The following is a 26,096-nucleotide window of genomic DNA, read 5'->3' as shown; positions in this document are numbered from 1 at the left end:
GCCTCGCGTCCTCGGCTGCGGATGGGGCGGGAGCTGAAAGAGCGGGAACAGATCATCCGCGTCCTGCGCGAGGACGCCAACCTCGACCTCGCCCCCGACGACGTCCTGGCCGAGCTCGCCGGGCGGTCCGAGCGGCGCATCCTCAACGCCCTGAACATGCTCTGCGCCCGCATCGGGCCGGACCTGCCCTGGGCCACGCACCTGTCGTTCTAGCCCGAGCGCCCCCCGACAACGACAAGGGGGCGGCCCGCTCACCGGACCGCCCCCCCCCCGAACATTTCGCCGCCCGGACGCGCCGCAAGGGCGAGCCGGGCCGGAACGCCGCGCTATTCGAATATCTTCTTGGCCTTGTCCGCCGCGTCATGCGCCGCGTCCGAGGCGTCTTCCGCAGCCTGGTCCATCTTCTTTCCGGCCTTTTCCATGGGGCCTTCCTCGCTGCACCCGAAAACGGGAATGGTCAGGGCCAGCAGGCAAAGGACGACGACGGCTTTCTTCCACACTTTCATGAATCCCTCCAAAATACGTTGTGTTGCGAGATGACGAAAAACCCGGCTTTCTCAGGTCCCGCCGACAATCGGGGCGGCGCGGATCGGCTTATTCCTTCAATTTCAGGAAGTCGCCATCGAAGATCAGCAGCTTGACGCCGTTCGGTCACGGAATGGCGGGAGCCGAGGGCGTCGGACACCACGCGGGACATGCCCGGCGTCAGCACCGAGTTGCCGCCGTTTTCCCGCTCGTTGCGGTCGTTGCGGGAAAACGGCCACGCCGTCCGCCCCCGTCCATTGCCATCTTCCGCGAACTACCCGAATCGGTCCGGGACGGCAACCTTCCCGGACCAGGTCCCGGCCGAGGCGCGCCCAGGCCCAAAGCACGTAGCGCAACCGATGAAATGCGGGAAGCCATGAAGACTCCTCTCATTTATTCTTTTGCTGCCTACCGGTCTTCAAGCGCCTGAGGCGACAATGGCCCGCAATCGGCAACTACTGCCCGGGTCGATGATCCAAAACCCTCTGAGGAATTCCCGGTATCTTCTCGGGACAGATCGCCATGAGCTTTGCCTTGGCATCCTCCCAAGTCTCTTCCATGAAAAAGAACTTTGGCGGTATGGACCGAGTAGTACTGTCGAACGTGGTTATTGGAATCCCATTGGCGGTGACGGGAAACATGTCGCCAAACCATTTGGCGCAATGCGCATCAGGCTCAATTCCGGCTGCCTGAGTCAACTCCACCTGACATCCGACAACCCGACGATCCGGGCCCCGCAAATCATAGGCGAGCTCAACAACGACTGATTCCACTTTATCGCAGGAGATGACAAACGGATCAGGTTCACCTGCCAGACGGATTCGAGAAAAATGTCGCCAGCGCCAAAGCCAAGAGAATTATCGACACGATGCTACGCTTCATATTCTGTCCAGTATTGAATCATGTTTTTATCAGCACCGTTCTGAACTATCTAATGCTCCAGAAAACAGGTGTATCCGTCAACGTGCTGAAGGTAAAGGAAACCTCTCCGCCCAATGTATGACCCTGACGGGCTCCATCAAAGTTCGAATACACGTGTACGCCGGATGCCATCGCACCTGTTACGTGCCTGATCCTGACTTTGACAAGTCCCAGACCGAAAACTGTTCAACCGCACTCCCTTCAAAGCCTTCTATAAAACCCCAAAGGTAATGTTTCTGAGGCAAGCGTTCGTGTTCACGGATTTCGCACTTGCAATTGGGGTGAGCCCGGTCCGGCTTCTCCTTGAACTTGATCCCCTCCATTGCCCGGCACTTTTCACAGGCGCCAGTCTTGGGGTGCACGGTCCAGTATGTGACTTTGCCCTCTGTCTTCGGAGGCGTTCTGGAGGGCGGATCTCCGGGAATCGATTCAGAACTTTGCTTATTGCCTCCCACTGAACTCATGTGCTTAGACATACCGTAGACCAGTTGATCATCCCCGATATGCTTACCCATTCCGTTTCTCCATTTGGCTTGCAGGAGGCATCCGGTACACCTCCCGATATTTGCCGAGAATCCTAACACAGGTTTTCGGCCCAGGGAAAAACGGACGTCAGAGGAATAAAAAAGGACGAAAAAGGATAAACATGGCCTCTTGACAAGGCTTAAGAAAACCAGGCTTCAAGGCTTTTTCATGGCATATAAGCTGGTAAATCAGCTTTCCAATTTACGCTTAGACCGAGAGCGAATTTGAACGGAATCACACAACGGTGATAATGATGGGGTGACGAACAAAATGGGTCTGCACCGCAGGCGGTGCAGACCCTCAAAATTGTGGTGCCCCCGGCAGGATTCGAACCTGCGGCACCAGGATTAGGAATCCTGTGCTCTATCCGCCTGAGCTACGGGGGCACTGAGGAGGATTCCCTAGCCGACCGGGGGGCAAAAGGCAAGTATTTCATCCCCGGCGCAGCGGGGTGGACCGGGCCGGAAGGCAGAAGCGCGGGCCGGAACCGGTCGCGGAGCGCGGGACCGGCGGGCGGCGATTCGGGGTGCAATTTGCTGCACCCTATTTACACCGCGGAAAAAAACCCTATAGTTTCGAATGCGGCGTAAGCCGTAATCCTGTTTTCCGCAATCCGCCTAGGAGGCTTGTTGCATGATTCGTCATCTCAAAACCACAACCCTGTTCCTGACGCTGCTGCTGGCGATGCCGACCATGGGCCTGGCCGCCAACGGCCTGCCCGTGTTCACCGAGCTGGCGGCAAAGGCAGGCAAGTCCGTGGTCTTCATCTCCACTGAGATGACCGCCAGGGAAGCCCCCGGCTCCATGGGGTTCCAGGGCCAGATCCCGGACAACCACCCGTTCAAGGAATTCTTCGAGCAATTCGACCAGTTCTTCGGACCGCGCGGGATTCCCGGACAGCCCGGACAGCCCCGCCAGCCCCGTCAGCCGCGCAAGCGCATGGCCCAGGGGTCCGGCTTCGTCATCACCCCTGACGGACAGATCGTCACCAACAACCACGTCATCGACGGCGCGGACAAGATCACCGTCCGCTTCCAGGACGACCCGACCGAGTACCCGGCCAAGGTCGTGGGCCGCGATACCGAGACCGACCTGGCCGTCATCAAGATCGACGCGCCCCATCCCCTGCCCGTCCTGGCCTTCGGCGACTCCGACTCCATCCAGGTCGGCGAGTGGGTCCTGGCCGTCGGCAACCCCTACGGCCTGGACAACACGGTCACCGCGGGCATCATCTCGGCCAAGCACCGCATCATCGGCGCAGGGCCGTTCGACAACTTCCTCCAGACCGACGCGTCCATCAACCCCGGCAACTCCGGCGGCCCGCTGCTGAACATGAACGGCGATGTCATCGGCATCAACACCGCCATCAACGCGGCGGCCGAGAACATCGGCTTCGCCATCCCGTCCACCGAGGCCCGGAAGATCGTGGACCAGTTGCGCGAGGGCAAGCCCATCCAGCGCGGCTGGCTCGGCGTGACCATCCAGCCCGTGAGCGAAAACGACGCCAAGGCCCTGGGCCTCGACAAGCCCGAGGGCGCGCTCATCGCCTCCGTGGGCAAGGGGCACCCGGCCGACAAGGCGGGCGTCAGGCAGGGCGACGTGATCCTCGAAGTCAACGGCCAGGCCGTGCACAACAACAACGACCTGCTGCGCAGGATCGCGGACCTGCGGCCCGGCGACAAAGCGCACCTCTCGCTGTGGCGCGACGGCAAGGTCATCAACCGCACCGTGACGCTGGGCGAGCGCGACGAGAAGAACATGGCCGCCATGAGCCCCAACCAGCAGGGCCCGCAGGAAGCATCCGCCGTCCTCGGCATGAGCCTCAGGCCCGTGACCGCCCAGGACGCCCGCGCCCTGGGCCTGGACAAGCCCGCCGGGCTGGTCGTGGTACAGGTAACCCCGGACTCCGTGGCCGGCGAGGGCGGCGTGCGCCCCGGGGACGTCATCCTCCAGGCCAACCAGGAGGAAGTGAAGACGCCCGACGCGCTCCAGTCCATCCTCAAGCGGGACGCGACCCGAGGCGCGGTCATGCTGCTCATCAAGCGGCAGGGCCAGAACGCCATCGTCTCCCTGCCCCTGGACAAAAAGTAACTCCATCCGAGGGGACCCCGTGCGGGGTCCCCTCCCTTCTTCGCCATGCAAGCTCCCGTCTCCGAATCCCTGCTGGCCGCACCGGCCAAGATCAACCTGCACCTCGCCATTCTCGGCCGACGCGAGGACGGCTACCATGAGCTATCCACCCTGTTCTACCCGGTGCGGGACCTGGCCGACACCCTGCGCATCGAGCCCGGACACGACGAGCACATGTACATGCGCTGCCCGGAGAACCCGGACCTGGAGTCCACCTCCAACCTGATCTACAAGGCGTGGAAGGCGTTCGGCGCGGCCACCGGATTCCAGCCCGGCCTGTTCGTGACCCTGAACAAGCGCATCCCCATGGGCGGCGGCCTGGGCGGCGGCAGTTCGGACGGCGCGGCCATGCTGCGCTGGCTCAACGACAATGCGGGCGAGCGCGCCCTGCCCCTGCAAGCCCTCATGGACCTGGCCGCCGGGCTCGGTGCGGACATGCCCTTCTTCCTCCTGGACGGCCCGGCCCTGGCCACGGGCATCGGCGAAAGACTGACCCCGACAGCGGTCGACCTCGCGGGCCTGTTCCTGCTCCTGGCCTGCCCGCCCGTGCACGTGGACACGCCCTGGGCCTTCAAGGCCTGGGACGCGGCCAACGACCGGCCGCAGGCCAGCCAATCCTTGACATCCCGATACATGGAGTCTAAGAATCCATCTTCCATTTCGCCCCTGGTCGTGAGCAACGACTTCGAGCCCGTGGTCTTCGCGGAGCATCCAATTCTCCGGAAAATCAAGGAAAAGCTCATCAGGAGCGGAGCGGTTTGCGCCGCCATGAGCGGCTCGGGAGCCTCCCTGTTCGGCCTGTTCCGCAACAGGGGATCAGCCATGTCCACAGCCCGAGCCCTGCAAAACGACGGCATTGACACCGTAGTGATGGATTGTCGTTAGCCAGTTCATCTTTAATAGGATCGATCAACGCGAACGTGCAAAAGGCCCGGCGCGCCGCCCGAAAGGCGACCCCGGACGCCGCACTGCGGCGCTGCCCCCTGTCGGCCGGACATCCGGTCGGACCGGGGCCCGACGCAAGGCGCGAGCGAAGATCAGGACCGAAGCGTATCTTAATACGCGAGGGTCTGGTCTTCGCGAAGCAACGCGGCGGGCGGCCCCATATCGGCTCGGCAAATTTTGTCGAGATGGGGTCGAGCGCAAGGCGCGAGCGAAGATCAGGACCGAAGCGTATCGTAATACGCGAGGGTCTGATTTTCGCGAAGCAACGCGGCGGGCGGCCCCATATCGGCTCGGCAAATTTTGTCGAGATGGGGTCGAGCGCAAGGCGCGAGCGAAGATCAGGACCGAAGCGTATCTTAATACGCGAGGGTCTGGTCTTCGTGAAGCAACGCGGCGATCGAACCCATATCGGCAAAATTTTGTTGGGGCGTCGTCAAGCGGTAAGACATCAGGTTTTGGTCCTGACATTCGGGGGTTCGAATCCTCCCGCCCCAGCCATTTGAATCAACCCGTGACGCAGGGAGAGATGCATGCACGGAGAGCTTAAAATCATCAGCGGTTCCGCCAGCCCGAAGCTGGCGGAGGCCATCTGCGAACACCTGGGCACCAAGCCTTCCCCGGTTCTGCGCGAGCGGTTCTCGGACGGCGAAATCCGAATCGAGATCGGCGAGAACGTGCGCGGCGACGACGTGTTCATCGTGCAGCCCACCTGCTCCCCGGTGAACTACCACCTCATGGAGCTGTGCCTGATGCTGGATGCGCTCAAGCGCGCCAGCGCCTCCCGCGTGACCGCCGTCGTGCCTTACTTCGGCTATGCGCGGCAGGACCGCAAGGTCGTGCCCAGGGCGCCCATCTCCGCCAAGCTGGTGGCGGACCTGCTCTCCACGGCGGGCATGCAGCGCCTGGTCACCTGCGACCTGCACGCGGGCCAGATCCAGGGCTTCTTCAACTGCCCGGTGGACAACCTCTTCGCCGCGCCGGTGCTGCTGGAGCAACTGCGCAACCGCGACGAGGACTTCGCCATCATCTCGCCCGACGCGGGCGGCGTGGAGCGCGCCAGGGCTTACGCCAAGCGGCTGGGCGCCAACCTGGCCATCGTGGACAAGCGGCGCGACGCGCCCAACCAGGCCAAGGCCATGCACATCATCGGCGACGTCAAGGACAAGGTGGCCGTGGTCATCGACGACATGATCGACACCGCGGGCACCATGTGTGCGGCGGCCGACGTCATCATGGACAACGGAGCCAAGGAAGTGATGGCCTGCGCCACCCACCCCGTCCTCTCCGGCCCGGCCATCGAGCGGCTGGAGAAGTCCGCCTTCACCGAGATCATCGTCACCGACACCATCCCGCTCGGCCCGACCAAGCAATGTTCCAAGATCAAGCAGTGCTCCATCGCGTCGCTGCTTGCCAAGGCGATCAACAACGTGCACACGGAATCGTCCGTCAGCGTGCTGTTCGTTTAGGGAAATCGTTCCCGCAACCTGTTAAGGCGCGAGCGTCCGTCCAAAGTGGGCGGCCAGGGCGCAAAAGGAGAAACCACCATGGCTGAACTGATGAAACTGAACGTGCAGAAGCGCGACAAGATGGGCAAGGGCCCCAACCGCCGTCTGCGCATGGAAGGCAAGGTCCCGGGCATCTACTACGATACCGAGGGCAACAACATCCCGGTCAAGATGAACATGGTGCCGCTGCAGAAGGCCTACGCCACCCTGGGCAACGCCAAGGTGTTCGAGCTGGTCATCGAGGACAACGGCGCCACCCGCACCCATCCGGCCCTGTTCTGGCGCGTGCGCAACGAGCCGGTCAAGGGCGTGCCCGAGCACGTCGACTTCTTCGGCGTGGACCTGACCAAGGACATCAAGGTCGCCGTCCGCTTCGAGCTGCAGGGCAAGGCCAAGGGCCTCAAGCAGGGCGGCCTGGTCGAGCTCTTCCGCGACACCATCGAGGTCGTCTGCAAGCCCATGCACATCCCCGATTCCATCGTCCTGGACATCACCAACCTGGACGTCGGGGATTCCATCCACATTCAGGACGTCGTCTTCCCCGAAGGCGTCACCCCGATCTTCGAGGAGCACTACGCCGTGGTCAGCGTTGTCGCGCCGCGCGGTGACGACGAAGAAGCCGAAGGCGCCGAAGGCGAAGCCGAGACCGCCGAATAGCGGACTTCCGGCATCAACGACATCATCTCCCGGGGCGCGCTCCCTGCGCTCCGGGAGTTTTTGCGTCCTGGTCCGGGTGCTGCTATCATGGCCCGGACGCGCATCGCGCCCAACCAGAGGGAGAGACCGCACCAATGGACTACAAGAGCGTCATCGTCGGCCTGGGCAATCCGGGCGAACAGTACGCGGGCACCCGCCACAACGTCGGGTTCATGCTCGTGGACGCCATCCTGGCCATGGCCGGGGGGCGGAAGAACATGCAGCCCGCCCGCCTGGAGGAATCCGGCGACTACGAACTGTGGCAGGTCAAGTTCGCCGGGGCCTACCGGCTGCTGGCCAAGCCCATGACCTTCATGAACCTGAGCGGCCGGGCCGTGGCCAAGATCTGCGGCCGCCACGGGCTTTCGCCGGACCAGGTCATGGTGGCGCACGACGAGCTGGACCTGTCGGTGGGGCGCATGAAACTGAAGCGCGGCGGGAGCGACAACGGGCACAACGGGCTGAAATCCATACAGGAATGCCTGAACAGCGCGGATTTCTACCGGCTGCGCCTGGGCATCGGCCGCCCGGGTCAGTATGGCGACGTGGTCCGCTGGGTCCTGGAGCCCTTCTCCGCCGAAGACGCCGAGCACCTGCCAGTCATTCTCGACCATGCGGTCAAGGGGCTGGACATTTTCTACCGCCGTGGCGTGGGCTTCGCCACCCAACACGTCAACGGTTTTTCGCTCCCGGAGCCGGTCGGACCGGACGTGGGCGCTGGCTCCCCGGCCACCGGCGGGGAAGAGGAAAACAACGGCCCAAGGTAACTGGACTCTTTCCCGCGTTTTGGCTATACTGTCCTTCTGCGCAATTGTTCCGCGCCAGATCAAGGAGTTTTTTCCCAGTGTTCAAGGTCAACGAGTTGGTGGTCTATCCTTCCCAGGGGGTCGGACGCGTCGAGCGCGTGGAGTCCCAGGAGATAGGAGGCGTAAAAGCCGACTTCTACATTGTCCGCATCCTGAGCAACAACGTGACCCTGATGGTCCCGGTGGCCAACGCGGCCAACGTGGGGCTCCGTCCGGTGTGCAAGGCGAGCGTGGGCAAGAAAATTTTTGCGTCCCTCGAGGACCGTTCCGATTTCACGGGCTACACCGGCCAGAACTGGAACCGACGGTACCGCGAATACTCGGAAAAGCTCAAGAGCGGCGACCTCTCCGACGTGGCCTACGTGCTCAAGGAGCTCTTCCTCATCGGCAAGGACAAGGAACTTTCGTTTGGCGAACGCCGCCTGCTCGAGCAGGCCATGGGGCTGGTCTCCATGGAACTGGCCTATTCCCTGGACCGCCCGCAGGACGACATCAAGGAGGGCATCAACGAGATGTTCGCCGACGTCATCGCGGCCCAGGAGGAAAAAGCCTGACCCACTTGTCAAGACGCGTGGTTTGGTATACGTCGGTTGTGTCGTCGCCGATGGCAGTTCCCTGCCGCATCACCAAAGAGCCTGTTTGAATCGCGGCGCCAAGCCGTGCAACCCTAGCAAGAGGTAATCCCGTTACCGCCCGACCGCCCGACCCGCGGTCGCCCCTATTTCCGCGCATTCTCCCAATCTCCGGAACACTTCGCCCCTTCGCCACGCGTCGAGGCGGCGATGGACCACATACACCCACGCAACCTTATAACCCCCCAATTCTTCACACATATGCCCGATACCAACACTGGCAACGAGACGCCCACCAAAGGCAAGTCCTCCGGCAAGGGCCGCAAAAAGAACGTCGCCCCGGCGGCCGAAACCGGCGCCGAAACCCCCAACGGCAACGGCAACGGCGTAGACAAGCTCAATCTCGCCGAGCTCAAGCTGAAATCCATGCAGGAGCTGACCGACCTGGCGGTCCAGCTCGACGTCGAGAACCCGAGCGGCCTGCTCAAGCAGGAGCTCATCTTCCAACTTTTGCAGCAGTGCGCCTCCCAGAACGGCCAGATCTTCGCCGAAGGCGTGCTGGAAATCCTGCCCGACGGCTTCGGATTCCTGCGCTCTCCCATGTACAGCTACATGCCGGGCCCGGACGACATCTACGTCTCCCCCTCCCAGATTCGCCGCTTCGGTCTGCGCAAGGGCGACGTTGTCTCCGGCCAGATCCGCCCCCCCAAGGAGGGCGAGCGCTACTTCGCCCTGCTCCGGGTCAGCGAGATCGGCTATGAAAAGCCCGAGCACTCCAAGAATCTCGTCCTGTTCGACAACCTGACGCCCCTCTACCCCGAGGAACAGCTCAAGCTCGAAAACGGCGACAAGAACTACTCCGCGCGCATCATCGACCTGCTCGCCCCCATCGGCAAGGGCCAGCGCGGCGTCATCGTGGCCCCGCCCCGAACCGGCAAGACCATCATGCTCCAGACCATCGCCAACTCCATCAACGCCAACCACCCCGAGGTGGACCTCATCGTCCTGCTCATCGACGAGCGGCCCGAGGAAGTGACGGACATGCAGCGCACGGTCCGCGCCGAGGTGGTCAGCTCCACCTTCGACGAGCCGCCGACCCGACACGTGCAGGTGGCCGAGATGGTCATCGAGAAGGCCAAGCGGCTGGTCGAGCGCAAGCGCGACGTGGTCATCCTGCTCGACTCCATCACCCGCCTGGGCCGGGCCTACAACGCCGTGACCCCGTCGTCCGGCCGCGTCCTCTCCGGCGGTATCGACGCCAACGCCCTCCAGCGGCCCAAGCGTTTCTTCGGCGCGGCCCGCAACATCGAGGAAGGCGGCTCCCTGACCATCATCTCCACCGCGCTCATCGACACCGGCTCGCGCATGGACGAGGTCATCTTCGAAGAGTTCAAGGGCACCGGCAACATGGAGCTCTACCTGGACCGCCATCTGGCCGAAAAGCGCGTCTACCCCGCCATCGACATCAACCGCTCCGGCACCCGCAAGGAAGAGCTGCTCCTCAACGACGACGTGCTCAACCGGGTCTGGATACTGCGCAAGCTGCTCTCGCCCATGAGCTCCATCGACTCCATGGAGTTCCTGCGCGACAAGATGAAGGGGACCAAGAACAATCGCGAGTTCATGGACTCCATGAGCAAGTAATCCTGCGATATCGAACTGTTGCGAAGCGGCCTGATCGGCCGCTTCGCTTTTTGTGCACCCCGGTGCGCCCGGTTGCCTCCTCCGGATAAATGATTACAATGGGGACAGTCCGAAAGCACGGAGACGCAATGCGCAAACGGCTCTTCACCATCCTGCCCGCCCTCATCGCGGCCCTGGCCACGGTCCTGGCGCCGATTCCTGCGGCCCGGGCCGGGCTGCTCGGCCCGGACAAGATGACCATCCGCGACGAGAACCGGCTGGGCGCTCAGTTCGACCGCATCCTGCGCACCCGGATGTCCATGGTGGGCGACAGCTACATCACCTCCTACGTGGACGGGGTAGTCCAGCGCATCGTGGCGGCCAAGCGGCCCATGCCCTTCAAGGTCAGAAGCGCCGTGATCGCCAACCCGATCCTCAACGCCTTCGCCATCCCCGGCGGCTACATCTACATCTTCACCGGCCTGATCCAGGAAGTGACCAGCGAAAGCCAACTCGCCGGGGTCATCGGCCACGAGCTCGCCCACGTCTCCCAGCGCCACGTAGCCCAGCGCATCGAAAAGCAGAAGACCGTGGGGCTGCTGACCATGGCCGGCGTCCTGGCGGGCGCGTTCATCGGCATCGCGGGCGGCTCCGGCTCGGGCAAGGCGGCCCAGGCCCTGATAATGGGCTCCCAGGGGCTGGGCACCGCAGCCATGCTCGGCTACTCCCAGGACGACGAGCGCGAGGCCGACCACGTTGGCATGAACTCCCTGGTCAAGGCGGGCTACAACCCCAACGGCATGCCCCAAACTTTCGAGATCATGCTCAAGAACCGCTGGTTCGACTCCGGCTCATCGAGCGTCCCCACCTATCTTTCCACCCACCCCGGCCTGGCCGACCGCATCATCTACCTCAAGGACCGCATCGCGCGCATGCCCCCGGTCTTCACCGAGCGCACGGACGACAACACCATGCTCCACAAGATCCAGGTGCTGATCCGCTCCAAGATGTCGGACGCCGCCACGGCCAAGGCCTACTGGGACAGCAAGCCCAAGAAGGAATACACGGCCATGGACTGGATCGGCCTGGGCAACGTCGAAATCCGGCTCAAGGACCAGGACGCGGCGCGGAAGGCCTTTGCAAAAGCCCTGGAGATGGACCGGGAGGATTCCCTGGTCTGCCGTGAGGTCGGCATCTTCTATTTCAAGAACGGCAATTATTCCGAGGCGTTCAAGTATCTGCAAAAGGCCATCATCAAGCATCGGAATGACGCCGTCGGACTGTTCTACATGGCCCGCCTCCAGGCCGAGAACAAGGACTACGGCCGGGCCATCGCCAACATGCGCCAGGTGCTCTCCATGGTGCCCGAGGACGCCGAGGTGCACTACCATCTGGGCATGATCCTAGGCGAATCCGGCGACGTGTTCGGCGGCAACCTGAACCTGGCCTACGCCTCGGTCTACTCCGGCGACATGCGCAAGGCGGGCTACCACCGCCAGCAAGCGGCCGCCGTGGCCACCACCGAGGAGCAGAAAAAGGCGCTGGCCGACCTCGACAACGTCATCAAGCTGCGCAACCAGCCCATGGGCTGATCCGCCCCTTGAACACCAGGCGTTTTTGGCATACTCTCTCGTTTTTTTCACCTGTAATACCCCAATCATGATCATCGCAAGAACCATAGAGGAACTACAAGGCGTCATCGCCGGGTCCTGCGTCACCATCGGCAACTTCGACGGCGTACACCGCGGGCACCAGAAACTCATCCGGCTGGCCTGCTCGCGCGCCAAGGCGTGCGGCCTGACCAGCGTGGCGGTCACCTTCGACCCCCATCCCCTGCGCGTGCTCCGCCCCGACCCCGGCCTGCCCTTCATCACCCTCACCGAACAAAAGCTCGAACTCATCTCCCAGTACGGGCCCCAGGTCTGCCTGCTGCTCCACTTCGACATGGACATGGCCAGGCTCGAACCCGAGGCCTTCGTCAAGCGCTACCTGGTGGACGGGCTGCGCATGAAGGAGATGATCATCGGCTACGACTACCACCTGGGCAAGGGGCGCTCCGGCAACTTCGACACCCTGGCCGCGCTGGGCGAGAAATACGGCTTCACCGTGGACCGGCTCGACCCGGTCTCCATCGACGGCGCCGTGGTCTCCTCCACCCGCATCCGCGACATGGTCCAGGCGGGCTCCGTCTGGCAGGTCAAGCCGCTGCTCGGCCGGTTCTACCAGGTCCGGGGCGAGGTGGTGCACGGCATGAACCGGGGCGGCCGCCTCCTGGGCTTCCCCACGGCCAACCTCAAGCTGGTGGATGAGCTCTTTCCCAAGCCGGGCGTCTATGCCATATGGGTCGAGGCCGGAGGCGCGGTGCACATGGGCGTCGCCAACATCGGCAAGAACCCGACCTTCGGCAACGACGCCCTCTCGGTGGAGGCGCATCTGCTCGACTTCTCCGGCGACCTCTACGGCAGCGACATCCGGGTCCACTTCGTCCAGCGCATCCGCGACGAGCGGAAGTTCTCGGGCCTCGACGAGCTCAAGGAGCGCATCGGCAAGGACATCGAACTCGGCCGACAGATCCTTTCCCAGCCGGAGGCCGCCATCAAGGTGACCCGGCCGGATTTCGGAGCGGCGTGACCATGCCTCCCCTCACCCACCTCATCGACTACTGGCGCGACTTCGTCAAATCCTACACCACCGTCGCGTCCTTCCGCTGGCTGGTCATCGGCGTGCTGGTGGGGTGCATGTCCGGCCTGGTGGCCGTGGGCTTCTTCTACCTGGTGGAGTTCGGCAAGTTCGTCCTCCAGCACAATCTGGCGGGCATCGTCTCGCCGGAACCGGCGGGCGAGGGCATCTTCGAGGGCCCGGCGGGCCCGTTCCGGCCCTGGCTCATCCCGGTGTTCACCACCGGCACAGGCCTGCTGACCGGCTGGCTGGTCAACCGCTACATTCCCGAGACCATCAACGGCGGCACCGACGGCACCGACGCCACCATCAACGCTTTCCACAACCAGGGCGGCATCATCAAGGCTCGCGTGGCCATCATCAAGGGGCTGTGCTCGGTCCTGACCATCGCCTCGGGCGGCTCGGCGGGCCGCGAGGGCCCCATCACGCAGATGGGCGCCGGCGTGGGCTCCTGGCTGGCCAAGAAGCTCCAGTTCTCGGCCAAGGAGCGGCGGCTGCTCCTGCTCTCCGGCGCGGCGGGCGGCCTTGGCGCGATCTTCCGAGCCCCGCTGGGCGGCGCGCTCACCGCCGTGGAGGTCATCTACCGCGAGGACTTCGAGGCCGAGGCGCTCCTGCCCTCGGTCATGAGCTCGGTGGTCTCCTACTCCATCTTCACCTTCTTTTTCGGCACGGACCCCATCTTCGGCATCCCGCGCTTCTCCTTCCGCGACCCGCGCGAGCTGATCTTCTACGCCATCCTCGCCTTTGTCTGCGCGGCCGTGGGCTGGATGTACGTGCGCACCTTCTACTACATCAAATACCACATTTTCTTCCCGCTCCGGGAGAAAATCGGGCTGATGTGGGCCATGGGTCTGGGCGGCCTGGCCATGGGCGTCCTGGGCATCGCCTACCCCTACACGGCCACCGACGGCCTGGTCACCGGCGGCATCCTCTCCGGCGGCTACGGCTGGCTGGAGCTGGCCATCCTGGGCCAGATCCCGGCGCTCGGGATGTGCTACATCATCGTGGGCAAGACCCTGGCCACCTCGGTGACCATCGGCTCCGGCATGTCGGGCGGCATGTTCGCGCCCGCCCTGTTCGTGGGCGGCATGTCCGGCGGCCTGGTGGGCAACCTCGGCCACAAGTTCTTTCCGGACATCGTCACCCAGCCGGGGGCGTACATCCTGGTGGGCATGGCCGCCTTCTTCGCGGGCGTGGCCAACGCGCCCATCGGCCCGCTTATCATGGTCACGGAGCTGACCCAGGGCTACGGCCTGCTGGCCCCGCTCATGCTCGCCTCCGCCCTGTGCCTGGTCCTGAGCCGCAACTTCTCGCTCTACGAGCACCAGGCGGAAAACAAGTTCGACTCCCCGGCCCACACCGAGGACGCGACCATCAACATCCTGGAACAGATGCACGTCACGGACTTCTACAAGCCCGGCGACGTCATCGTGCTGGAGGAGTCGACCACCCTCAAGGCGCTGACCGACATCATCGCCAACACGGACCAGCTCTACTTCCCGGTCAGGCGGGAGGACGGCTGGTACTCGGGCATGATCTCCATCCACAACGTGCGCAACTGGATGTTCGAGGAGGGGCTGCACGACCTGGTGGTGGTGCGCGACCTCATGTCGCGCCCGGTCTACGTCCGGCCGGACTACGACCTCTACCAGGCCCTGCTCCGGTTCGTGAACACGGATTACGGCCAGATTCCCGTGGTCTCCCAGACCGACACCAGCGACATCATCGGCCTTATCAACCGCGACGACGTGTTCCAGGCGTACGCCGAGGCCATCGCCGAGCTCAAGGGGGGCGGCGAGGAGCTGCCGGATTAGCACCGCCCGGCCCGACGCCGGTTTATAACGTGCTTGTCCGCGTTGCGGATTGCCTGTATGCCTCGATATGGTGGGCTGTCCCCGGACGGCCCGCCGCACTCTCGACAGCGGGGCGGTGACCATGAAGCAACCGGTTAGGATGAAAAACGTGTACGTCGTCAAGTCCTCCTCCCCGGACATCGACGAGAGGCACGGCGAACTGAGCACCAAGAACCTCTACCTGCTCAAGTCCGACGACCAGGCCATCCACCGCTACAGCGACACCGTCATCGACTTCGTCGACCGCGACGGCCTGTTCCTGGTCGTCAGCCAGGACAAGACCTTCTTCCTGAACTTCCGCAACTCCTTCTGCAAGGAGCTGGAGATCGACCAGGGCCGCATCCGCCTCCTGTCCTCGACCAAGCGGGCGCTGGAGGAGATCCCGGTCTATCGCGAATACGGCAAGAAACCCTTCCTGTTCCTGGAGGCCTCCCTGGATGGCCGTTCGACCCTGCCGCTGGTCGAGGAGATCAAGTCCCGGTTCAAGGACATGTTCATCATCCTGCTCTCCAGCGACGCCGACGAGAAGGTCATCGCCCGGTCCCTGGAGACCGGGGCGGACAACTTCATCACCAAGCCGGTCTCGGTGAACATCCTGGTGGAGAAGGTCGCCAACACGCTGGAGCCGCGCGACGAGGTGGGCAAGATGATCCTGGAGGGCAAGCGGCGGCTCGGCAAGGTCGAGTTCGCCCTGGCCTACGGCGTGGCCCGAGACATCCTGGGGATCAAGCCGGGCAGCCCGGCCGGGCTGATGATAATGGGCGACGCCCTCAAGGGCCTGTGCAAGCGCGCCGACGCCCTCAAGATGTATCTCCAGGCGGCGGAAAACGCTCCCATGTACCTGGAGCCGCTCAAGAAGATCGTCGAGTTTCACAAGGAGGACGGCGACCGGGACGAGGTCCTCAGCTACCTGACCCGCATCGACGAACTCTCGCCCCTGCACGTGGAGCGGAAAAAGGAGATCGGCGAGCTCCACTTCGAGCGGCGGGACGTCGCGCACGCGTCCGAATACTTCGCCGAAGCCGTGCAGATCATGCACCAGATGAAGCAGCCCGAATGCGTGACGCAGGCCGAAGGATACGCCGACCGGGTCTTCCGCGAAAACAACAAGGCGGCCCGTCCGCTGCTGCAGCTCTGCGCCAGGCTGGCGCGGCTCAACCGCGTGGAGCTGGACGGCACGGTCCACAACCGGCTCGGCATGCTGCTGCGCCAGGAAGGGGACTGGCGGGGCGCCGTCAAGGCCTACACCCTGGCGGCCCAACGCCTGCCCGACGACGCGAACGTCCTCTTCAACATGGGCATGGCCTACGTGGAGGGCAAGGACTACGGCAGCGCGGCCCAGCGGTTCGAGCGGCTGCTGCGCCTCCACCCCGATTTCCACCTGGACAACGTTCAGGCCGCCTACGTCATGGCCCAGGTCCTCGTCAAGGCCGACCGGCCGAAAAAGGCGGAGGCCCTGCTGCAACACCTCCTGGCCGCGGACCCGGCCAACCCCAAGGTCAAGGCCCTGCTCGATTCCCTCGGCTAGGCGACCCCTCGAAACATCGGCCCGAGGCGTCGCTGCGAAAAAAGCCCTCGCGCACTTCCCGTGCACGAGGGCCGAACGTTTGTCGCCTGGCGCCCGCCTAGCTGTTTTCGAGCATCATTCCCGCGATCTCCCGCACCAGCTTGGCCCCGACCATGGCCGTGACCCCGTTCAGGTCCCGGGACGGGTTCAGCTCCACCACGTCCGCGCCAACGATGGGCGCATCGATGGCGTGCAGCACGTCCAGGACCTCGCGCACGGACATGCCGCCCGGCTCGTGGTGGGACACGCCGGGGGCGAAGGCCGGGTCCAGCACGTCCAGGTCCAGGCTGATGTAGACCGGCACGTCGAAGGCGAGGCGGGGCCAGCGGGCCCGCTCCCGCATCTCCAGCCACTCGATGCCGTGGCGGGCCTTCTGCTCGCGCTGGTGGCCGGTGGCCGTGCGGACGCCCACGGAGACGAGCCGCGTGCACAGCCCCTCCTCCATGATCCGGGCGAAGGGCGAGGCGTGGGAGAACGGATTGCCCTCGAAGTCGGCGTAGCAGTCGGGATGGGCGTCGAAATGGAGGATGGCGAAGTCGCCCACGGCGCGGCGCAGGCCGCGCGCAAGGGGCCAGGTCACCGAGTGGTCCCCGCCCAGGAAGATGGGGAGGCCGCCGGACCGCCCGGCCGCCTCGGCCGCGTCCGCAATGGCGTCAAAGGCCGCGTCGCCCGAGCCGGGGTCGATGTTCCCCCGGTTCCGGAGCACGTCCGCGAGGTCGCGCCCGGTCTCGGTCCAGAGATTGGCCGATTCGCACCACGCCGCCGAGGCCAACGCGGCGGCCCCTTGGGCCGCGCCGCGCAGGTAGGACGAATTTTCATCCAGCGGGACGCCGATGAGGTCGATGAACGCACCCACGGCCGCCCCCTAGAGGATGTAGCGGGACAGGTCGCGATTCTCGACCACGTCCTCAAGCTTGTCGCGCACGTATCCCCGGTCCACCTCCACCTTCTGGCCGGACTTGTCCGGGGCCTCGTAGGAGAGGTCGGAAAGGATCTTCTCCATGATGGTGTAGAGCCGCCGCGCGCCGATGTTCTCGGTCTCCTCGTTGATCCGCTCGGCATAGGCGGAAATCTCCTCCAGGGCCTCGCGGGTGAAGTCCACGGTGACGCCCTCGGTTGCGAGCAGGGCCTTGTACTGCACGGTCAGGGCGTTCCTGGGCTCGGTCAGGATGCGGTAGAAGTCCTCCTTGTGCAGGGAGGCGAGCTCCTCGCGAAGGGGGAACCGGCCCTGGAGCTCGGGGATGAGGTCCGAGGGCTTGGCGAAATGGAAGGCCCCGGCCGCGATGAACAGGATGTGATCGGTCTTGACCATGCCGTACTTGGTGTTGACCACGCTGCCCTCGACCACGGGGAGCAGGTCGCGCTGCACGCCCTCGCGGGAGACGTCCGCCCCGCCCGAGGCGTCCTGGCGCGAGGCGATCTTGTCCATCTCGTCAATGAACAGGATGCCCTGCTGCTCCACCCGCTCGCGCGCCAGCTCGTTGACCGCGTCCGGGTCGATGAGCTTGTCCGCCTCCTGCTCGATGAGGGTCTGGTAGGCGTCCTTGACCGTCATCTTTCGGGACTTCTTGCGGCCGGGAAACATGTTGGCGAAGGCGTTCTGAAGGTTGGAGCCCATCTCCTCCATGCCGGGGATGGCCATGATCTCCACCTGGGCTCCGGACTGGACCGTGACCTCCAGCTCCACCTCGCGCTTGTCCAGCTCGCCCGCGCGGAACATCCTGCGGAACTTCTCGCGCGTGGAGTTCTCCGCCTCGGTGGCGGGCTGGGCCTCGATCTCGCCCCCGGAGGAGCCCATGAAGAACCCGGTCGCTGGCTTGGAGGCCGGGCGCGGCAGCAGCAGGTCGAGCAGCCGCTCCTCGGCGTTCTTCTCGGCCTTGATGCGCACCTTCTCGGTTTCCTCCTTGTGGACCATGTTCACGCCGATCTCCATGAGGTCGCGGACCATGGACTCCACGTCGCGGCCCACGTAGCCCACCTCGGTGAACTTGGTGGCCTCGACCTTGAAGAAGGGGCAGTTGGTCAGCTTGGCCAGGCGGCGGGCGATCTCGGTCTTGCCCACGCCGGTGGGGCCCATCAGGATGATGTTCTTGGGCGCGATCTCGTCGCGCAGCTCCGGATCGATCTGCTGGCGGCGCCAGCGGTTGCGCATGGCGATGGCCACCATGCGCTTGGCCGCCTCCTGGCCGATGATGTAGCGGTCCAGTTCGGAGACGATCTCGCGGGGGGTCAGGTTGTTCATATCTACTTGTCCTGGGTTTCCAAGATGATGTTGTTGTTGGTGTAGACGCAGATGTCGGCCGCGATCTCCATGGCCTTGCGGGCGATCTCCCCGGCGGGGAGGCCGGTGTTCTGCTGGAGGGCGCGGGCCGCGGCCAGGGCGTAGGACCCGCCGGAACCGATGGCGGCCACGCCGTCGTCCGGCTCGATGACGTCGCCGGTGCCGGAGATGATCAGGATGTGCTCGCCGTCGGCCACCAGGAGCATGGCTTCGAGCTTGCGCAGATACTTGTCGGTGCGCCAGTCCTTGGCCAGCTCCACGGCGGCCCGGAGCAGGTTGCCCGCATAGGTCTCCAGCTTGGCCTCGAACCGCTCGCAGAGCGTGAAGGCGTCGGCCGTGGCCCCGGCGAAGCCAACGGTGACCTTGTCCTTGTAGATGCGGCGCACCTTGCGCGCCGTGTGCTTCATGGCCACGGCCTGGCCGAAGGTCACCTGGCCGTCTCCGGCCACTGCGGTGCCCTTGTCGTCCTTGACCGCGACGATGGTGGTTCCCCTGATTTCCATATGGGTTTCTCCTTGCTTGCTTACAGAAGTTCTTCGGCCACGCCGGACCAGACGGCCAGGTTCTCCGGGCCGTGCAGGACCATGTTCACTTCCTCGACCAGCCCGGCCTCCAGCCCCTCGCGCAGGGCCGCGAGGGCCACGCGCGCGCCGGGCTCCACGGGATAGCCGTAGACCCCGCAGGAGATGGCCGGGAAGGCCACGCTCTGCAGGTCGTGCTCATGGGCCAGGCGGAGGCAGTTCAGGTAGGCGTCGCGCAGCCGCGCGGGCTCGCCGCGCAGGCCGCCGCGCCAGACCGGGCCGACGGTGTGGATGATGTAGCGGGCGGGCAGGTTGAAGCCGGGGGTGATGACGGCCTCGCCCGTGGCGAGGGAGCCGATCACGTCGATGATGGCCGCGCAGGCGCCGCGCAGCTCCGCCATGCCGGCCGCGCGGTGGATGGCCCCGTCCACGCCCCCGCCCCCGGCCAGCCGGGAATTGGCGGCGTTGACGATGGCGTCCACCAGGTACTGTGTGATGTCTCCCTGCCGGAGATGGAGCTGGCCGGAGCCGACGCGCGCGTGAAACATGATACGGCCAAACATAAGACCGCAATACGCCTTGGCAAGGGGAAACCGCCCTTTTCCGGGCCGCTGGCCCTTCCGCTTCCGGCCGCGCCCGTGCTATGCTCCGGCCGTCCCTTCACCCCATCCCAAGGAGCCGACCATGCCCTTCGTCAACATCCGCATCACCAAAGAGGGAGCCACCGCCGACCAGAAACGCCGACTCATCGAGGGCGTCACCGACCTGCTGGCCGACGTGCTGGGCAAGAACCGCAAGACCACCTTCGTCATCATCGACGAGGTGGACACCGACAACTGGGGCATCGGCGGCGAGTCCGTCACCGAACTGCGCGGGAAATAGGGAAACCCAGCCCGCCGGGCCGAGGTCAAAGGCCCCGCAGGTGCAGGGTCAGGCGAACGTCCGCCACCAGGGCGCGCTCGTCGTTGACCAGCACGGGATTGAACTCGGCCTCCCAGACCTCGGGCAGGTCCAGGGCCATCCGGGACATGGTCGCGATGATCGACTCCAGGGCCGCGAAGTTGACCGCGGGCTCGCCCCGAAGCCCCTTGAGCAGCATGTAGGACTTGATCTCGCGCATGATCTCGACCGCGTCCCGCCTGGAGAGCGGGGCCAGCTTGAAGGCGATGTCCTTCATGATCTCCACGTAGATGCCGCCCAGGCCGAACATGAGCATGGGCCCGAACTGCTCGTCGCGCTTGAAGCCGATGATGACCTCCTTGACGCCCTCGGGAGCCATCTCCTGGACCAGGCAGCCCGCGATGTAGGCGTCCTGGCGCATGCGCTGGGCCCGGGCCGTGATGTCCCGGAACGCCCCGGCCACAGCGTCCGCGTCGCCCAGGTTCACGGCCACGCCGCCCACGTCGGACTTGTGCGAGATGTGGGGCGAGGCGATCTTGAGGACCACGGGGTAGCCGATCCCGTCCGCCGCGGCCACGGCCTCCTCGCTGGAGCGGGCCAGCTCGGTCCTCGGCGTGGGCAGGCCATAGGCGCGCAGCACCTCCTGGGCCTCGAACTCCACGATCTCTGGCTCGCGGCGGCGCATGTGCTCGTCGATGACCTTGCGGGCGCGGGTCACGTTCCGCTCCACCTCCGCGTACTGCGGGGCCGGGCGGTTCTTCCACAGGAAAAATTCGTACATGGCCTCGATGGACTTCACCGCCGGTTCCGGAAAGGCGTAGCACGGGATGCCGGCCGCCATGAGCCGCTCCCTGGCCGCGCGCACGCGGGTGCGCCCCATGAAGCAGGCGAAGACCGGCTTGCCGCTCCGCCGGGCCGTGTGGATCACCGCCTCGGCCGTCTCCTCGATCTGCACGGCGGCGGTGGGCGTGAGCAGGACCAGGATGGAATGGACCATGGGGTCGTCGGCCACCACGTCCAGGGCCTGGCGGTAGCGCCTGGCGTCGGCGTCGCCCACGATGTCCACGGGATTGTAGAAGGCCGCGTAGCTGGGCAGGAACTCCTGGAGCCGCTGGACGGTCCGCGTCGAGAGCGGGGCCATGGTCAGGCGCGAGCGGTCCGCCGCGTCGGCCGTGAGGATGCCGGGGCCGCCTGAGTTGGTGACCACGGCCAGGTTCGGCCCCTTGGGCAGGGGCTGGGTGGAGAAAGCCTGAGCCAGGTTGAAGAGCGTGGCCACGTCGTTGACCCGGATGACCCCGGCCTGGTGGAAGGCCGCGGTGTAGGCCTGGTCCGCCCCGGCGATGGCCCCGGTATGCGAGGACGCGGCCTTGGCGCCCGCCGCCGTGGTCCCGGCCTTTATCATGATGACCGGCTTGTTCAGGCAGGCGGCCCGAGCCTGGGCCAAAAATGTCTCGCCGTGCTCCACGTTCTCGATGTAGCCGAGGATGACCTTGGTCTCCGGGTCCTCGTTCAGGTAGCGGAGCATGTCCGCCTCGTCGAGGGCGGCCTTGTTGCCCAGGGAGACGAACTTGGAGAAGCCGACGTTCTCGCCCAAGGCCCAGTCCAGGATGGCCACGCAAAGCGCGCCGGACTGCGAAAAAAAGGCGATGGACCCCTTGCCGGGCTGCCCGGCGGCGAAGGAGGCGTTGACCCCGGCGGCCGCGTTGATCATGCCCAGGCAGTTGGGCCCGAGCAGCGCCATGCCCGTGCGCGCGCACAGCTCGGCGATCTCCTTCTCCATGCGGTATCCCTCGCGCCCCGCCTCCTTGAACCCGGCGGTGACCACGATGGCGGACTTGCACCCCCTGGCCGCCAGCTCCTCCAGGGCGGCGAGCACGATCTCGCGCGGGAGGGCGACCACGGCCAGGTCCAGGCCGCGCGGCAGGTCCGCTATGGACGGGACCACCGGCAGCCCTTCGATGACTTCGGCCTTGGGGTTCACGGGATGGAGCCTGCCCCGGTATCCGGCCCCGATCATGTTGGCGAGGATGGTATGGCCGACCTTGCCGGGGGTGGCGGAAGCGCCGACCACGGCAACGGTCTCGGGGTGGAAGAAGGCGTGCAGATTTTCCTTGTCTGTCAAAACGGGCGGCTCCTGCGGGGCAGAGGTTCACGGGCCCGAAGAACCTACCGCGAAAGCGCGGGCGGGACAAGAGAATCCCGGCCGGGGTCGCGCCGGGCCGGAAGGACGGTCAGTCGGCGGAGGAGGGACCGGACTTCAGCTCCTTGTCTGGGTCGAACTCGCCGCTGGGTATGAGCCGCCCCTCGCGGGTGGGATAAAAATAAATCCAGGCGTCGCGCCGCCCCTCCGTCGTCTCCACGGCCACCATCTCGCGGCGGCAGAGGTTCGGGTGGCCTTCCAGGGCGTCCAGGCGGCGGAGGACCTTGGCGCTGACCTCGAAGAGCTCTCCCCGGATGGGCGAGACCGCGTCCCCCGGATGCACGCCGGGGAACATGTCCACATACAGGGCGTAACGCTCCACTGTGCTGGCGGCGCCAAGGTAGCTGGCGTCGGCCAGCAGCCGATGGTTGGGGAAGCCCCGTTTCATGGTTCCGTAGACAAATACGGCATGTTGCCGGTTCCGGGCGGACCGTTGTCCCACGCTGTCTCCACGGGTTGACGTTTTTGCACACAGCGCCCGTCGCCTTGAACAATATTGTCCAGGACGACAGGAGGCTCTTACGGCGACCCGCCCGGCAGCGGCTTGAAAAAACCCTTTGAGTTCAAAAGATTGTCCCCATCAAGCCGCACGGATCGTCCTTCCAGTCAGCCTTCTCCGATCACCATTCCTTCAAAGAGCGGGCCAACCCCGAACGGGCCGGGTCCGGCCGGAAGCTGGCAAAACGCTCGGCTTTGGGCTACCTTCCGGCACGCACCAACAGCCCGGGAGACAGGATGATCACCATCGGCGTGGACACGGGCGGCACCTTCACCGACTTCATCTACCGGTCGGCGGACGGGCCCGTCGGCACCTACAAGACCCTCTCGACCCCGCACAACCCGTCCGAGGCCGTGCTGGCGGGGATCAGGCACATCGCCCGCGTCCTGGGCCTGGGCGAGCGCCCGGCCGGGCTGTGCGTCGTCCACGGCTCCACCGTGGCCACCAACGCCATCCTGGAGCGCAAGGGCGCGCCCACCGCCCTGGTCGCCAACGCGGGCTTCACCGACGTCATCGAGATCGGCCGCCAGAACCGGACCCGGCTCTACGACCTGGCCTACGCCCGCGAGCCGCACATCGTGCCCCCGGCCCTGCGCTTCGCCGCGCCCGGCCGGGTGGGCAGCGACGGCGGCGAGATCGCCCCCCTGGCCGAAACCCAGGCGCGCGACGTGGCCGCGCAGGTCCGCGCCTCCGGGGCCGAGTCCGTGGCCGTGTGCCTGCTCTTCTCCTTCCTGCGGCCGGAGCACGAGCGACTGCTGGGCGACGCCCTGCGCGCGCAGGGGCTGCCCGTCTCCCTGTCCCACGAGATCCTGGCCGAATTCCGCGAGTTCGAGCGCACCTCCACCACCGTGGTCAACGCCTACGTCTCGCCCATAATGACCCGCTACCTGACGGACCTGCTCGCGGCCACACGGGGCAACGCCCTCTCGGTCATGCAGTCCAACGGGGGCTCCATCTCGGCCGAGACGGCCATGCGCGAATCGGTGCGGACCATCCTCTCCGGCCCGGCGGGCGGCGCGGTGGGCGGCCTGGAGACGGCGCGGCGGGCCGGGTTCGACCGGCTCATCGGCTTCGACATGGGCGGCACCAGCACGGACGTCTGCCTCATGGACGGCGGCCTGCCCATGACCACGCAGTCGGCCATCGCCGGATACCCGGTCAAGGTGCCCATGATCGACATCCACACCGTGGGCGCGGGCGGCGGCTCCATCGCCCGGCGCGACGCGGGCGGCTCGCTGGCCGTGGGCCCGGAGAGCGCGGGGGCGGCCCCCGGCCCGGTCTGCTACGGCCGTGGCGGGACCGGAGTCACGGTCACCGACGCCAACCTCTACCTGGGCCGCATCGTGCCCGACCATTTCCTGGGCGGCGGCATGGCGCTGGACGAGCCGGCCGCCCGCCGCGCCGTGGAGGCCATGGCGAGCGGCCTCGGCCTCGGCCCCGCGGAGCTGGCCGAAGGCATCCTGGCCGTGGCCAACGCCAACATGGAGCGGGCCATCCGGGTCATCTCGGTGGAAAAGGGGTACGACCCGCGCGAGTTCACCCTGCTCTCCTTCGGCGGCGCGGGCGGCATGCACTGCGCGGAGCTGGCCCGCCTGCTCGGGATGGAGCGGGTCTTCATCCCGGCCAACCCCGGCCTGCTCTCGGCCGTGGGCATGCTCCTGGCCGACGTGGTCAAGGACGCGTCCCGAACGGTTATGCTGGGCGCGGCCGAGGCCGCCCCGGCCGAGCTGGAAGCATTGTTCGCGGCCATGGAGGCGCGCGGCCTGGACGAGCTGCGCGCCGAGGGCGTCCGCCCGGAGAACGCCGCCTTCGAGCGCTACCTGGACATGCGCTACAAGGGCCAGTCCTTCGAGCTCACGGTCCCCTGGGGCGGCGACCCGGTGGAGGCCTTTGAGGCCGTGCACGAGCGACATTACGGCCACCGCAACCCCGGCAAGCCCGTGGAGCTGGTCAACCTCCGCCTGCGCAGCCGCGGCCGCCAGGACAAGCCGGTCTTCCCGGCCCCGCCGCCGGGCGACGCCACCCCGCCGCGGGCCGCCCGCCTCGGCGCCCGCCCGGCAATCTTCGGCAACGCGCCCTGCGAGGCTCAAATCCTGAACCGCGCCCGCCTCCGCCCCGGCAACATCATCTCCGGCCCGGCCATCATCACCGAGTACAGCGCGACCATCGTCCTCCCGCCCGGCACGACGGCCACGGTCCTCCCCTGCTCCGGCCTGAGCCTGGACCTCGCGTCCTGACGCCGCCCCCCTGCCGTGGCGCTCTGACGCCCCGACGTTGCGGCCCACCCAAAGACCTTTTCAGGTTCATCCGACTGGAGCGTACTTCGATTCGTTGGAGATGCCGCCATTTTGGTCCGGGACATCTCCAAAAATCCGAACCAAATAGAAAAGGGTTACAACAAAAATGCTGCAACCCTTTGATTTCGCTGGAGCCAGGAATGAGACTTGAACTCACGACCTACTGATTACGAATCGGGAGAAAATCCGACAATCCCACGTGCTGAAAACCGCTTAAACGCGCTTAACTCTTCGCAACCACTCTGTAAACCTTGACTTTACGTGGCCTGCCTGCCAGTATTGATTCATATTGAAGGGTATTGTAGCTTCGGCGTTACGGCCTCACTTGCGGCCGCACTGATCGGGGTGAGGCCGTAACGGCAAAGGCGGTTGACATGCTGACTGTGTTGAAGATTGAAAAGGCGATTCGAGCGGGAAAGAACGTGGCTTGGTCCGATCCGGCACCACGGGGGGCGGGGCGTCTCGTCTTCCGGCTCCGAGGCGGCGCGGCCGTATGGCTGTTCAAGTATTTCTTCGCCGGGAAAAAACGCCTGCTCCGGATCGGGTCCTATGAATCCATGTCCCTGGCCGATGCCCGTGCCGCCTGTGAGCCGTTCAGGGCCTTTCTGGACGCCGGGCTTGACCCGACAGCCGAGGTGGAACGGGAACGGCGGGAGAAGGCCGAACAGGCGCGCCGCCGGGCGGCCCTCGGTTCCGTGGCGCAACTGTTCGAGTTGTACATCAAGGACATGCAGGCCCGGGGGAAGAGTTCCTGGCCGGAGGTGGAAAGGGCTTTGCTGACCGGGAAGGACCCGGCCGCCGATGCACTGGGCCGTGAAACCCCGGCAAAGGATGTCTCCGCGTCCATGCTGCGCACGGTGCTGGCGGAGGTCCACAAGGCTTCCCCCTCCATGGCCTTTCACCTCCGGGCCTACTTGCACGGGGCCTTCCAGTACGGAGTGGTGCGGGCCAACGACTACACCACCGGGCAGGCGGACCTGGAGTTCGGCCTTGAGCACAATCCGGTTGCGGCCATCCCCGTGGACCGGGCCTCACGGAATACCGGCCAGCG

General features: G+C 65.5%; 22 protein-coding genes and 2 tRNA genes. 16 read left to right on the top strand and 8 right to left on the bottom strand.

Annotation, left to right across the window (positions count from 1 at the left end):
• Window positions 1-21: 21 nt before the first annotated feature.
• A complete protein-coding gene (locus tag PHP91_RS09895) occupies window positions 22-213 on the top strand; it encodes a hypothetical protein (protein WP_300140040.1) in 192 nt (63 codons plus the stop codon).
• Between the two features lie 113 nt (window positions 214-326).
• Here PHP91_RS09895 and PHP91_RS09890 read toward each other — a convergent pair whose 3' ends face one another.
• A complete protein-coding gene (locus PHP91_RS09890) occupies window positions 327-506 on the bottom strand; it encodes a hypothetical protein (RefSeq protein ID WP_300140038.1) in 180 nt (59 codons plus the stop codon).
• A 1,774-nt stretch (window positions 507-2,280) separates the two neighbouring features.
• A tRNA-Arg gene (locus PHP91_RS09885) sits at window positions 2,281-2,357 on the bottom strand.
• Window positions 2,358-2,604: 247 nt separating this feature from the next.
• Here PHP91_RS09885 and PHP91_RS09880 point away from each other — a divergent pair.
• From PHP91_RS09880 to PHP91_RS09825, 12 genes are all read left to right on the top strand, one after another.
• Window positions 2,605-4,062: a Do family serine endopeptidase gene (locus PHP91_RS09880; protein WP_300140036.1), complete on the top strand. Its 1,458-nt coding sequence runs from the start codon at window positions 2,605-2,607 to the stop codon at window positions 4,060-4,062.
• A 45-nt stretch (window positions 4,063-4,107) separates the two neighbouring features.
• On the top strand, window positions 4,108-4,986 hold the full coding sequence (ispE, locus tag PHP91_RS09875) for a 4-(cytidine 5'-diphospho)-2-C-methyl-D-erythritol kinase (protein ID WP_300140034.1): 879 nt from the start codon (window positions 4,108-4,110) through the stop codon (window positions 4,984-4,986).
• A 483-nt stretch (window positions 4,987-5,469) separates the two neighbouring features.
• Window positions 5,470-5,544, top strand: a tRNA-Gln gene (locus PHP91_RS09870).
• A 32-nt stretch (window positions 5,545-5,576) separates the two neighbouring features.
• Window positions 5,577-6,512 (top strand): ribose-phosphate pyrophosphokinase, encoded by a 936-nt coding sequence (locus PHP91_RS09865; RefSeq protein ID WP_300140032.1) that lies wholly within the window; start codon window positions 5,577-5,579, stop codon window positions 6,510-6,512.
• Window positions 6,513-6,590: 78 nt separating this feature from the next.
• The gene (locus PHP91_RS09860; protein ID WP_300140030.1) at window positions 6,591-7,208 is read left to right on the top strand and encodes a 50S ribosomal protein L25/general stress protein Ctc; all 618 of its coding nucleotides are present in this window, start codon (window positions 6,591-6,593) and stop codon (window positions 7,206-7,208) included.
• Between the two features lie 134 nt (window positions 7,209-7,342).
• Window positions 7,343-8,014, top strand: coding sequence for an aminoacyl-tRNA hydrolase (gene pth, locus PHP91_RS09855; RefSeq protein ID WP_300140028.1), 672 nt, complete (start codon window positions 7,343-7,345; stop codon window positions 8,012-8,014).
• Window positions 8,015-8,091: 77 nt separating this feature from the next.
• Complete coding sequence (locus tag PHP91_RS09850) at window positions 8,092-8,607, top strand: CarD family transcriptional regulator (RefSeq protein ID WP_300140026.1); 516 nt, start codon at window positions 8,092-8,094, stop codon at window positions 8,605-8,607.
• 444 nt (window positions 8,608-9,051) lie between these two features.
• On the top strand, window positions 9,052-10,269 hold the full coding sequence (gene rho / locus PHP91_RS09845) for a transcription termination factor Rho (RefSeq protein WP_300140056.1): 1,218 nt from the start codon (window positions 9,052-9,054) through the stop codon (window positions 10,267-10,269).
• 128 nt (window positions 10,270-10,397) lie between these two features.
• On the top strand, window positions 10,398-11,840 hold the full coding sequence (locus PHP91_RS09840; RefSeq protein ID WP_300140024.1) for a M48 family metallopeptidase: 1,443 nt from the start codon (window positions 10,398-10,400) through the stop codon (window positions 11,838-11,840).
• 67 nt (window positions 11,841-11,907) lie between these two features.
• Window positions 11,908-12,879 carry a bifunctional riboflavin kinase/FAD synthetase gene (locus tag PHP91_RS09835; protein WP_300140022.1) on the top strand — a complete coding sequence of 324 codons (972 nt, stop codon included), beginning with the start codon at window positions 11,908-11,910 and terminating at the stop codon, window positions 12,877-12,879.
• A 2-nt stretch (window positions 12,880-12,881) separates the two neighbouring features.
• Complete coding sequence (locus PHP91_RS09830) at window positions 12,882-14,741, top strand: chloride channel protein (RefSeq protein WP_300140020.1); 1,860 nt, start codon at window positions 12,882-12,884, stop codon at window positions 14,739-14,741.
• 148 nt (window positions 14,742-14,889) lie between these two features.
• Window positions 14,890-16,308 (top strand): response regulator, encoded by a 1,419-nt coding sequence (locus PHP91_RS09825; RefSeq protein WP_300140018.1) that lies wholly within the window; start codon window positions 14,890-14,892, stop codon window positions 16,306-16,308.
• Between the two features lie 97 nt (window positions 16,309-16,405).
• Here the strand turns inward: PHP91_RS09825 and speB are convergent, their stop codons facing one another.
• The 4 genes from speB to PHP91_RS09805 are packed head-to-tail and all read right to left on the bottom strand — an operon-like array spanning window position 16,406 to window position 19,697.
• Window positions 16,406-17,203, bottom strand: coding sequence for an agmatinase (gene speB / locus PHP91_RS09820; RefSeq protein WP_300140016.1), 798 nt, complete (start codon window positions 17,201-17,203; stop codon window positions 16,406-16,408).
• Window positions 17,204-17,212: 9 nt separating this feature from the next.
• Window positions 17,213-18,589, bottom strand: coding sequence for an ATP-dependent protease ATPase subunit HslU (gene hslU, locus PHP91_RS09815; protein ID WP_300140014.1), 1,377 nt, complete (start codon window positions 18,587-18,589; stop codon window positions 17,213-17,215).
• A gap of 2 nt (window positions 18,590-18,591) precedes the next feature.
• A complete protein-coding gene (gene hslV, locus PHP91_RS09810; RefSeq protein WP_300140012.1) occupies window positions 18,592-19,131 on the bottom strand; it encodes an ATP-dependent protease subunit HslV in 540 nt (179 codons plus the stop codon).
• 20 nt (window positions 19,132-19,151) lie between these two features.
• Window positions 19,152-19,697, bottom strand: coding sequence for a macro domain-containing protein (locus PHP91_RS09805; RefSeq protein ID WP_300140010.1), 546 nt, complete (start codon window positions 19,695-19,697; stop codon window positions 19,152-19,154).
• Between the two features lie 136 nt (window positions 19,698-19,833).
• Between PHP91_RS09805 and PHP91_RS09800 the strand changes: the two genes are divergently transcribed.
• Window positions 19,834-20,031, top strand: coding sequence for a 4-oxalocrotonate tautomerase family protein (locus PHP91_RS09800; RefSeq protein WP_300140008.1), 198 nt, complete (start codon window positions 19,834-19,836; stop codon window positions 20,029-20,031).
• 25 nt (window positions 20,032-20,056) lie between these two features.
• Here the strand turns inward: PHP91_RS09800 and PHP91_RS09795 are convergent, their stop codons facing one another.
• Together PHP91_RS09795 and PHP91_RS09790 are read right to left on the bottom strand one after the other, a co-directional pair.
• Window positions 20,057-22,171 (bottom strand): acetate--CoA ligase, encoded by a 2,115-nt coding sequence (locus tag PHP91_RS09795; protein ID WP_300140006.1) that lies wholly within the window; start codon window positions 22,169-22,171, stop codon window positions 20,057-20,059.
• 109 nt (window positions 22,172-22,280) lie between these two features.
• Window positions 22,281-22,691, bottom strand: a complete 411-nt coding sequence (locus PHP91_RS09790; protein ID WP_300140004.1) for a gamma-glutamylcyclotransferase family protein — start codon at window positions 22,689-22,691, stop codon at window positions 22,281-22,283.
• A 293-nt stretch (window positions 22,692-22,984) separates the two neighbouring features.
• Between PHP91_RS09790 and PHP91_RS09785 the strand changes: the two genes are divergently transcribed.
• Entirely contained in the window at window positions 22,985-24,985 is a 2,001-nt protein-coding gene (locus tag PHP91_RS09785) for a hydantoinase/oxoprolinase family protein (RefSeq protein ID WP_300140002.1), read from the top strand.
• A 482-nt stretch (window positions 24,986-25,467) separates the two neighbouring features.
• Window positions 25,468-26,096 (top strand): Arm DNA-binding domain-containing protein (locus PHP91_RS09780; RefSeq protein ID WP_300140000.1); only part of this gene is annotated, 629 nt, incomplete at its 3' end.

Source organism: Pseudodesulfovibrio sp. (assembly GCF_028692895.1).
Lineage (GTDB): Bacteria > Desulfobacterota > Desulfovibrionia > Desulfovibrionales > Desulfovibrionaceae > Pseudodesulfovibrio.
The sequence above is the reverse complement of the archived record's forward strand: the minus strand, read 5'-3'. Positions and strand labels throughout refer to the sequence as shown.

Excerpts from the sequence above, each read along its gene's own strand:
- PHP91_RS09895 (WP_300140040.1), top strand. The coding sequence starts at position 22 with ATGGGGCGGGAGCTGAAAGAGCGGGAACAGATCATCCGCGTCCTGCGC.
- PHP91_RS09890 (WP_300140038.1), bottom strand. The coding sequence starts at position 506 with ATGAAAGTGTGGAAGAAAGCCGTCGTCGTCCTTTGCCTGCTGGCCCTG.
- PHP91_RS09880 (WP_300140036.1), top strand. The coding sequence starts at position 2,605 with ATGATTCGTCATCTCAAAACCACAACCCTGTTCCTGACGCTGCTGCTG.
- ispE (WP_300140034.1), top strand. The coding sequence starts at position 4,108 with ATGCAAGCTCCCGTCTCCGAATCCCTGCTGGCCGCACCGGCCAAGATC.
- PHP91_RS09865 (WP_300140032.1), top strand. The coding sequence starts at position 5,577 with ATGCACGGAGAGCTTAAAATCATCAGCGGTTCCGCCAGCCCGAAGCTG.
- PHP91_RS09860 (WP_300140030.1), top strand. The coding sequence starts at position 6,591 with ATGGCTGAACTGATGAAACTGAACGTGCAGAAGCGCGACAAGATGGGC.
- pth (WP_300140028.1), top strand. The coding sequence starts at position 7,343 with ATGGACTACAAGAGCGTCATCGTCGGCCTGGGCAATCCGGGCGAACAG.
- rho (WP_300140056.1), top strand. The coding sequence starts at position 9,052 with ATGCAGGAGCTGACCGACCTGGCGGTCCAGCTCGACGTCGAGAACCCG.
- PHP91_RS09840 (WP_300140024.1), top strand. The coding sequence starts at position 10,398 with ATGCGCAAACGGCTCTTCACCATCCTGCCCGCCCTCATCGCGGCCCTG.
- PHP91_RS09835 (WP_300140022.1), top strand. The coding sequence starts at position 11,908 with ATGATCATCGCAAGAACCATAGAGGAACTACAAGGCGTCATCGCCGGG.
- PHP91_RS09830 (WP_300140020.1), top strand. The coding sequence starts at position 12,882 with ATGCCTCCCCTCACCCACCTCATCGACTACTGGCGCGACTTCGTCAAA.
- hslU (WP_300140014.1), bottom strand. The coding sequence starts at position 18,589 with ATGAACAACCTGACCCCCCGCGAGATCGTCTCCGAACTGGACCGCTAC.
- hslV (WP_300140012.1), bottom strand. The coding sequence starts at position 19,131 with ATGGAAATCAGGGGAACCACCATCGTCGCGGTCAAGGACGACAAGGGC.
- PHP91_RS09805 (WP_300140010.1), bottom strand. The coding sequence starts at position 19,697 with ATGTTTCACGCGCGCGTCGGCTCCGGCCAGCTCCATCTCCGGCAGGGA.
- PHP91_RS09800 (WP_300140008.1), top strand. The coding sequence starts at position 19,834 with ATGCCCTTCGTCAACATCCGCATCACCAAAGAGGGAGCCACCGCCGAC.
- PHP91_RS09785 (WP_300140002.1), top strand. The coding sequence starts at position 22,985 with ATGATCACCATCGGCGTGGACACGGGCGGCACCTTCACCGACTTCATC.